Origin of the sequence: uncultured Nostoc sp. (assembly GCF_937863485.1) — a bacterium.
Classification (GTDB): Bacteria; Cyanobacteriota; Cyanobacteriia; order Cyanobacteriales; family Nostocaceae; genus Nostoc.
Genome location: NZ_CALMFY010000212.1, coordinates 1 through 8975, shown reverse-complemented (window position 1 = coordinate 8975; position 8975 = coordinate 1). Strand labels below are relative to the sequence as shown.

Sequence of the window (8975 nt, the reverse complement as noted above, 5' to 3'; positions counted from 1 at the left end):
GAGCAGGGGAACAGGGGAGCAGGGGGGATTTTTCAAGTTGAGCGTTCGCTGCATCTTCTGACTCTATCGGCTAAGAATGAGGCGGCTTTGCAGGAATTGACGCAACGTTATGCTGATTTCTTCGCGGCTGATGCTAATGTATCTTTGGCAGATGTCTGCTTTAGTGCGAACACGGGGCGATCGCATTTTGCCCATCGATTGGCAATTGTCGCTGAATCAAGCAAACAGTTAGGCGATCGCCTCAGTAATTTAACTGATAATAAGGCAATGACTGGAATATTGGCTGGTAAGGTTGCCAGCCGTCAGTCCTTGAAAATAGCCTTTTTATTCACCGGACAGGGGTCACAATACGTAGGCATGGGTCGTCAACTTTACGAAACCCAGCCCACCTTCCGCAAAACCCTCGAACGTTGCGATCAAATTCTCCGTCCCTATTTGGACAAGCCGTTGCTGGAACTCCTCTATGCAACCGACGCTGAAAGTTCACTTTTAGACGAAACTGCCTACACCCAACCCGCTTTGTTTGCCCTAGAATATGCCCTCGCCGAATTATGGCAGTCTTGGGGTGTTATCCCCCACGTCGTAATTGGTCATAGTTTGGGTGAGTATGTCGCCGCTTGTGTGGCGGGGGTATTTAGCCTGGAAGAAGGTCTAAAGCTAGTGGCAAAAAGAGCTAGTTTGATGCAGTCATTGCCCCAAACTGGTGAAATGGTCGCTGTATTTGCCTCTGAAAGTCAGGTACAAGCGGCAATTCAACCATACTCCTCAGAAGTTGCCATTGCCGCGATTAATGGACTTGAGAATATTGTCATTTCCGGTCAGCGATCACCAGTCAGGGCACTGGTTGCCGCCTGGGAAGCCCAAGGAATCAAAACTCAACAGTTGCGAGTTTCTCACGCCTTTCATTCCCCACTGATTGCACCAATACTGGATACCTTTGAAACCGAGGCCAGCCAAGTAAAGTTTCAAACTCCACGCCTACCCCTAATTTCTAACCTAACAGGCGAAATGCTGCCCTCTGAATATATCCCTGATGCCAATTATTGGCGACGGCATACCAGAGAGCCAGTAAAATTCATGGCAGGTATAAATAGTTTATTTGCTCAAGGCTATGGTTTATTTTTAGAAATTGGTTCCAAGCCCATCCTCTCCAGAATGGGTCAAAAATGCCAGCAAAGTCATGCAACCTGGCTCCCTTCCATAGCCCCAGGACAAGAGGATTGGCAAGTGTTGCTTTCGAGCTTATCTGCTCTGTACGTGCAAGGGGTAGATATTAACTGGAGGGGATTCGATCGAGATTATTCCAGAAATAAGCGATCGCTTCCTACCTATCCCTTCCAACGTCAACGTTACTGGATTCAAGATACAACTCAAGTCATGGATGAACACAAATTAGATGCCAAGGTATCCCAGTTCCAGACAGATGCAATTTCTGACACCAAACCACCACAGCAGATTTTAGTAACATTGGTTTCTATTATCAGTAAATTACTGCAATTAGCTTCTAATGAAGTAGATATTTATACACCTTTTTTGGAAATGGGGGCTGATTCGCTGATCCTCATTGATGCGATCGCAGCAATTGAAAACACATATAACATTAAGATATCTATTAGCCAGCTATTTGAAGAATATAGAACCATTGAGGCGTTAGCAACTTACATTGCTCAGAATGTACCGCTAAATCCGCCCGAATCAGAGTCTCAGCCTACACAGCCAGAGCAATTAACCCCACAAATTGCGAATACAGTAATTCCCAATTCACCAGAAACTTTGTCTGAGTCAGCATTAGAGCGAATTATGTCACAGCAACTTCAAGTGATGTCTCAGCTAATGTCTCAGCAGCTAGAACTATTACAGGGTAAGGGGAGTAATCAAGCACAGGTATCATCATTCTCAAATGGAGGTTCTTTATTCCCACAGCAAGCAACTGCACCTACTGTTAATTCTTACCAGAACGGCAAACCAAATCAGCAGCTAGTTTCAGAAACTCAAATTAGGGAACTGAACCCACAACAACAGTGCCATTTACAAGCACTGCTCGCCCGCTACACCAAACGGACGCAACAATCTAAGCATCGAGCCGAAATCAGCCGTTCTGTCCTGGCTGACAGTAGGGCTGTGGCTGGATTTCGCCCTTCCATCAAGGAAATGGTTTATCCGATTATTGGAGAACGAGCAAAAGGTGCAAAATTTTGGGATATTGATGGTAACGAGTATATCGACATCTCAATGGGATTTGGGGTGTTGCTGTTTGGTCATGACGCACCATTTATAACTCAAGCCTTGACAGAACAGATTCACCAAGGAATACAACTAGGGCCTCAGTCCAATCTGGCAACAGAGGTAGCTGGGTTAATCTGTGAACTAACTAATATGGAGCGAGTCACTTTCTGTAATACAGGTACAGAAGCGGTGATGACAGCGCTGCGGTTGGCACGGACAACGACTGTCCGGAATAAGATTGCTCTATTTACTGGTTCTTATCATGGTCATTTCGATGGAGTGTTAGCTAGGGCAGTCCAAGGTGAGACGAATACTGTACCAATGACTGTAGGTATATCACCTTATGCAGTTGCCGATGTGCTGGTACTGGATTATGGGAATCCCCAATCCCTGGATATTTTGCGGACTCATGCTGGCGAATTGGCGGCTGTATTGGTTGAACCAGTGCAGAGTCGCCATCCTCATTTACAACCCCAAGGGTTTTTACAGCAGTTGAGGCAATTGACACAAGCCGAGGGAATTGCCCTAATTTTCGATGAAGTAATTACAGGTTTCCGCATCCATCCAGGAGGCTTTCAGGCTTACTGTGGGATTGAAGCGGATCTGGTAATCTATGGCAAAATTATCGGTGGCGGACTACCGATGGGAGTCATAGCTGGTAAGAGGGATTACATGAATGGCATTGACGGCGGGATATGGAACTACGGTGATGCCTCCTATCCTCAAGCACAAAAGACTTTTTTCGCTGGAACCTTTAACAAAAACCATCTGGGAATGGCGGCAGCGCGGGCAGTGCTGCAACATCTCAAGCAAGAAGGTTTTGCCCTACAACAGCAATTAAACCATAAAACCTCTGAGTTTGCGGCAACCTTGAATGCTTACTTTCAAGCAGAGAATGTACCGATAGAGTTAGTCCATTTTGGCTCCCTATTTCGCTTCGATTCCTCAGAAAATATAGACTTGCTGTTTTATCATTTACTAGAAAAAGGCATTTACATTTGGGAAGGGCGTAACTGTTTTCTTTCGACTGCACATACCAATGCAGATATCGATCGCATCATCCAGGCAGTCAAGGATAGTATCAAGGAACTGCGACAAGGAGGTTTTTTGTTCAAAGTTGGGAGTAAGTCGCCAGCAAATGAACTATCTGTCATGCCCTCAAAGAAAGCACCACTTCACTTCCCAAGCCCAAGAGAAATTAGCGATCGCCTCACACCCCAATTCCAACAATTAATTGTCCAGGAAGACTTAGAAACTGATCGACAAGGATTAACTAAACTAGAAGCTTTGAGCCTGACTTATATCCTCAAAGCCTTCCAGGAAATGGGTTGGGAGTTTCACCCAGGCAAGGAGTTTACGTTGGTAGCGATCGCTAAACAGTTGGGTGTAGTTAACCAACACCAACGCTTACTAGGTCGCCTGCTGGAGATATTGGCAGAAGAAGGAATACTGCGTCAAGTTAACGATGGCTGGGAAGTAATGCGAGTCCCGGAAATTCAACATTTTCAGACCAGGGAAATTTTAAGTGAATACCCAGCTTTAGAAGCAGAGTTATCTTTGCTACAGCGTTGCGGACAAGAACTAGCACAGGTGTTACAAGGAAAACGTCACCCGTTAGAGTTATTATTCCCCAATGGCGACTCAACAAGTTTAACCAAGCTGTATCAGGATTCACCCGTAGCACGAATCATGAACGCTCTGGTACAAAAAACAATTGCGATCGCACTGGAAAATTTGCCCAAGGGTAGTAACGTAGGAATTCTCGAAATTGGCGCTGGGACTGGGGGAACAACAGCCCATATCTTGCCTCATCTGCCCAAACGACAAACAAAATATCTATTTACCGATTTATCCCCCTTATTCCTTGCCAAAGCTAGGCAGAAATTTGGCGATTATCCATTTGTAGGTTATGAAATATTAGACATCGAACAAGAGCTTGAAGCTCAAGGTTTTGGTTCTCATCAATACGATATCATTGTGGCGGCTAATGTGTTGCACGCCACCGCAGATTTGCATAATTCCCTGAAGCAGGTGTTGCAGTTATTGGTTCCAGGGGGACTGCTAGTGCTGATGGAAGGGACAACTCGCCAGCGTTGGCTGGATTTAATATTTGGATTAACTCAGGGGTGGTGGAAATTTGGCGATTCCAATTTGCGACCATCTTACCCATTGCTTGATGCTTCCCAATGGCAAACCTTATTAGAGGAGAGCGGATTTAGAGAAGTAGTGACTATTCCTGCTGCCTCGCAGATGTTTGCAGTTCTACTCCAACAGTCCGTAATTGTCGCTAAGGCAGCACAAAAAATTCCCCTGACTGAGGCTCAAAAACAACTCTGGGTGTTGGCGCAGATGAGTGAAGAAGGTTCAATTGCCTACAACGAATCTGTAAGTCTGCAATTACAGGGGTCGTTTGACTTAGAGGCAATGTATCAGGCGGTGCAAAAAGTTGTCAATCGCCATGAGGCTTTACGAACTATTATCAGCACTCAAAGTAATTGTCAGCAGATATTACCCTCTGTGAAAATCGATATTCCGATAATTGATTTCTCAAATTGGGATAGTAGCACCTGCAAGGTTCAAGTCGCTAAGTGGCTAGAAAAAGAGGGACACAAACCTTTCGACCTTAGTGTTGGGCCTCTGTTACGCGTCCATATCCTCAAGCTAGAGTCACAACTGCATCTATTGGTGCTGACAGTTCATCACATTATTATTGATGGGTGGTCAATTGATGTCATCTTCAAGGACTTGGGTGCGATATATTCAGCAGAATGTCAGAATATTCCAGATGAAATGGAAGAACCAATGCAATTCCGGGAATACATAAACTGGCAAGAACAGCAAAGCCAAACTGAGAAAATGCTAGCAGATAAATCTTACTGGTTAGGACAATTTGCTGATTCAATTCCCGTCTTAGAGTTGCCAACAGATTACCCGCGTCCCCAAGTACAAACTTATGTTGGGGTTGAACAAACGATGCTCGTTGATGCTGAATGTTTGCGTGAGTTAAAAAGCTTCAGCAATCAGCATGGATGTACCTTGTTTATGACCTTAATTGCTGTCTTAAATTTGTTATTACATCACTTATCTGGTCAAAATGACATCGTGATTGGTGTTCCTACTGCTGGACAATCTTGTATAGGAGATAAAGACCTAGTTGGTTATTGTGCTAATGTATTGCCATTGCGCTTTGCAGTGAAAAACAAAAATTTTAGTGACTATCTCAATACTATTAAAAAGGTATTTTTGCATGGCTATGAGCATCAAAATTATCCGATTAGCCAATTGCTCAAGGAACTGAATATTAAGCGCGATCCCAGCCGACCACCTCTGATTACAACATTATTTGGTATGGATAAATTTGGCGTTGAACTAAAATTTTGGGGGCTAAAAGTTGAGGGATTGACAAATTATATTGGCATTGCTCGGCGGGAACTAACTTGGAATATGGTTGAGATCGACGGGAAACTATCATTGAAGTGTAATTACAACGCAGATATTTATAGTGCCTCTACAATTTTGCACTGGATGCAGCAATTGGAAATCATTTTCCGCACTGTCATAAAACAGCGCGATATCAGCCTAGATGCGCTCGCCGAAAAACTGACTCAAGCAGATGGACAAAAACAGATTGGAGAAGAACAAAAATTAGCAGCGGCTAGTATGCAAAAGTTAAAAACCTTTAAGAGAAATCCTATATACTCTCAAGAGTATTTATGAATACTTTTAATCTAAAATTAAATTTGCTGACAAAGTGAAGTTTTTCTAAAAATCATGAATAAATCAATGACGAATTTGCCTGGTTTTGATCCAAATCTTCAAATTAAATTAGAAAACTTTAAAGTTTTGCCAAGATTTGTAGGCACTTGGGAAGGGAACTGGATTCGCCTAGATGAAGATGGTAATGAAATTGAGAGATTCACATCACTTTTAAATCAAAATATTGTTAATAATCAATGGGTACAAACTAATCAGAATAAATATCCTGATGGGAGAATTGTTAACATAAGTTTTTTGGGCAAGGCTGTGGGGGCAGGTAAGGTACTTTTTGAAAGTCCTGATTATCCTTATTGCGATTTTCAGATGATGGTAGAAGAATATAGTGATAATATTATCATGATTAGAGTATCAGATAAGATAGGTGGTTTTCCATTAGCATTAGAAACTATCAACTTAATTAGTGATACTGAAAGAATCAGGACGTTACAAAAGTTTAAGCTACCAGATGGAAAATTATCTGGATTCATGATTGTTGTTGAAAACAAGATTTTGCCAAATTCGGGGCGTGATTATGGGGTGAAATGAGCAAGCGCGACCTGAACTGGTCGTTTAGGGGTGTGAGTAGCAACGGATACTGTTGGCGAAAGTGTTACAAACGCATAAACAAAAGTATTACAACTAAAAGCAGCAACGACAAATTTAAGGTTTGCGTTTACGTAATACTTACATTTACAAAAACGTAGTACATTCGCAAACAGTATCCATTGATACTCACACCCCAACTTGCTAGATGCTGGAAAAGCTTGGCATCTAATGTTGCAAATCCCCCGACATTACAAGGATGAAAACACCTTTACCGATTGGTTAGGCAAGAAGTCTGTTACTTGCCCGCTTTCTTGTGGAAATAACTGTATAGAACCCATTTAATATCTTTTTTCTAGCTAGCAGCTAGTCGTTTGAGCATCAATCGGATAAAACAAAGCTTGAGCTTGGCATTGGCACGAGCAAGTGTCCGGTCAAAGTTTTTTTTAACACTAACGCTGGCTAGGATGATTGAAGCAAATCAAGACGGAAATATTGATATATTTATGCCTCCATCCTATTTTTTACCAATAGTTCCTTATCCAGTTTTAGATATAATGATCCGAGGATTACCTGAGACAACTTTAGGATTATTTCAAAAAGAGTTAGCTCCATATTCTTCATTTAAAGAATATAGTTTTTCACATCATTACTCACACAAAGAGTGGGCAAAAGATATCATATCAACAATGACATTCAAGCATAGAGGCTGGACTTTGCTTGGTCTAACAGATTGGTTTTTATTGGTGAAGTTAAAATTATTTGAACGCCAAGTTCAACGGAAAAATGCTCGTCAGACTTTTGAACAATTTCTTGCCCGTTGATGAGGTCATGAAACCTAATTTACTTGCAGGTAATGTTGTGCAACAGGAGGAAAGAGCATTTGCACTCAAAACGCTTGTGGTAAAGCACTTTTAACTTTGACATTGTTGAATGACTGATTGTAGTTCAGCTGCGCTTTGCCCAAGCGATGTAGCTAATTCCAAATTACTTGGTTGTCGGTTGAGTTGAAGTGCGTAGGCGTAGCCCGTCGTAGACATCGCTTGTCGTTGCTGTTCAACCGCCATCATCTGCTGCACAAGTCTAGCCAATGTAATTTCTTGGTCAGGAGCAAGCAGAGGATAGCGACCGATTTCTTTAAGGTAGGATCGAACTAAGTCGGTAGTTGGACTAGGCATTATTAGTAAATGATGAATGGAGTTCCGGTGAAGAGGATACAATCTTTCGATTAAATATTCAGATATTCAAATATGTAAATATAAGTATATATTGAATATTCAAATATTCAAAGATTCAGCTATTAGATTTGTAGATCGGAGTCTCGATATTAGTTTGCGGTCTAGGCATCAGCGTGCCAAACGGTGATGCCTCTTAGAAAAACTTAAAAATTTTTGTTATCTAATCTGATACTCAATTATTTAAGGTCAACTTCCCATATTTCTAAATTGCTTGAGAGCTTCGACCGCTCCGACTACATTAGAAAGCTTAAAAAAGGTCTGAAATAACTCCTGAGCAAATTCAGAACGGTCAAGATTATCTCCAGCTTCACTTAGGTCTAACAGTTCTCTATCTAACCTCTTACTAGTTTTTACAGGGAGGTGGAATATTGCTTGCATATAATCTGGGTTATTTCGCTTTGATACTTTACCTCGTTTGTTTACTTTAGTTTTCATTTCGCCTTCTACTAGTACTGGGATGTCTTTCGATACAGAAGAAGTTGAATCTATTGCGACTATGGCACTTTCATTGTTAACAGAGGAAGGCTCTATAATTGGACTCTCCTCGTATTGATTCGATGAAATAACTATATCTGCCTTCATTTCCTGATAAAGATTATCGCTGTTATTAACTTCCTGGTTTTGTTCAGCAATAGTATCTAAATTTGTCTCTTTGCTAGAAAACTCTTCTTCAGTAGAAATTTTCTTCTGTTCATAATCCTCAACTTGTAACTCTGCATTTAACGGTGCAGCATTTTTAAGTCTTAGGATTTCGCTGAATCTAGAAGCTCGGACAGTGGGTTGAGTTTCGCTAGTTCCATCCAGTCCCGCCATGCTATTTTTCCTCCTTTAACTTTATAAATAGGCTGTCCAAGTGCAGCAGCATCTTTGTAAGCTTTCAGTAGTCTAATTCCCCGATCTAGTACGGGAAACCCATTTTCTTTTAGTGCATGAAATGCATCCAACCCATCTTTTTGGGGAGGGGGGGGGATCATAGTTAACAAAACACGGTAATTAGCTCGGTTTGGCAAGCTCTGGGTCATTAAAGCTAAAGCGTCCATAGAGAGTGAATCTGGTGTACTTGGCAGAATTAACAAATCGCATCCATCTGCAAGTTCTTGCAGTTCAGATTCAAGAGGACGTGCTGGAGTGTCGATAATTACAAAGTCGAATCTACTTGGGAGCAACGCGATTTTGTGAGGTTGGACAAAAAAGGTGCGATCGCTAATAAAT

Annotated in this window: 6 protein-coding genes; 3 read left to right on the top strand and 3 right to left on the bottom strand. The window is 41.9% G+C overall.

The window, feature by feature from the left end; translation table 11 throughout:
- Nucleotides 1-87: 87 nt before the first annotated feature.
- The 3 genes from Q0541_RS28265 (at nucleotide 88) to Q0541_RS28255 (ending at nucleotide 7349) form a co-directional block, all read left to right on the top strand.
- A complete protein-coding gene (locus tag Q0541_RS28265; RefSeq protein WP_298919147.1) occupies nucleotides 88-5943 on the top strand; it encodes an aminotransferase class III-fold pyridoxal phosphate-dependent enzyme in 5856 nt (1951 codons plus the stop codon).
- Nucleotides 5944-5997: 54 nt separating this feature from the next.
- A complete protein-coding gene (locus Q0541_RS28260; RefSeq protein WP_298919144.1) occupies nucleotides 5998-6528 on the top strand; it encodes a hypothetical protein in 531 nt (176 codons plus the stop codon).
- 464 nt (nucleotides 6529-6992) lie between these two features.
- On the top strand, nucleotides 6993-7349 hold the full coding sequence (locus Q0541_RS28255; protein WP_298919141.1) for a hypothetical protein: 357 nt from the start codon (nucleotides 6993-6995) through the stop codon (nucleotides 7347-7349).
- Nucleotides 7350-7439: 90 nt separating this feature from the next.
- Here Q0541_RS28255 and Q0541_RS28250 read toward each other — a convergent pair whose 3' ends face one another.
- The 3 genes from Q0541_RS28250 to Q0541_RS28240 all read right to left on the bottom strand — a co-directional run.
- A complete protein-coding gene (locus Q0541_RS28250) occupies nucleotides 7440-7703 on the bottom strand; it encodes a sigma-70 factor domain-containing protein (protein ID WP_298919138.1) in 264 nt (87 codons plus the stop codon).
- Nucleotides 7704-7949: 246 nt separating this feature from the next.
- Nucleotides 7950-8576, bottom strand: coding sequence for a hypothetical protein (locus tag Q0541_RS28245; protein WP_298919135.1), 627 nt, complete (start codon nucleotides 8574-8576; stop codon nucleotides 7950-7952).
- Nucleotides 8507-8975: ParA family protein (locus Q0541_RS28240; protein WP_298919132.1), on the bottom strand; the 469-nt coding region annotated here is incomplete at its 5' end. The genes Q0541_RS28240 and Q0541_RS28245, both read right to left, overlap by 70 nt.

Excerpts from the sequence above, each read along its gene's own strand:
- Q0541_RS28245 (WP_298919135.1), bottom strand. The coding sequence starts at position 8,576 with ATGGCGGGACTGGATGGAACTAGCGAAACTCAACCCACTGTCCGAGCT.
- Q0541_RS28255 (WP_298919141.1), top strand. The coding sequence starts at position 6,993 with ATGATTGAAGCAAATCAAGACGGAAATATTGATATATTTATGCCTCCA.
- Q0541_RS28250 (WP_298919138.1), bottom strand. The coding sequence starts at position 7,703 with ATGCCTAGTCCAACTACCGACTTAGTTCGATCCTACCTTAAAGAAATC.
- Q0541_RS28260 (WP_298919144.1), top strand. The coding sequence starts at position 5,998 with ATGAATAAATCAATGACGAATTTGCCTGGTTTTGATCCAAATCTTCAA.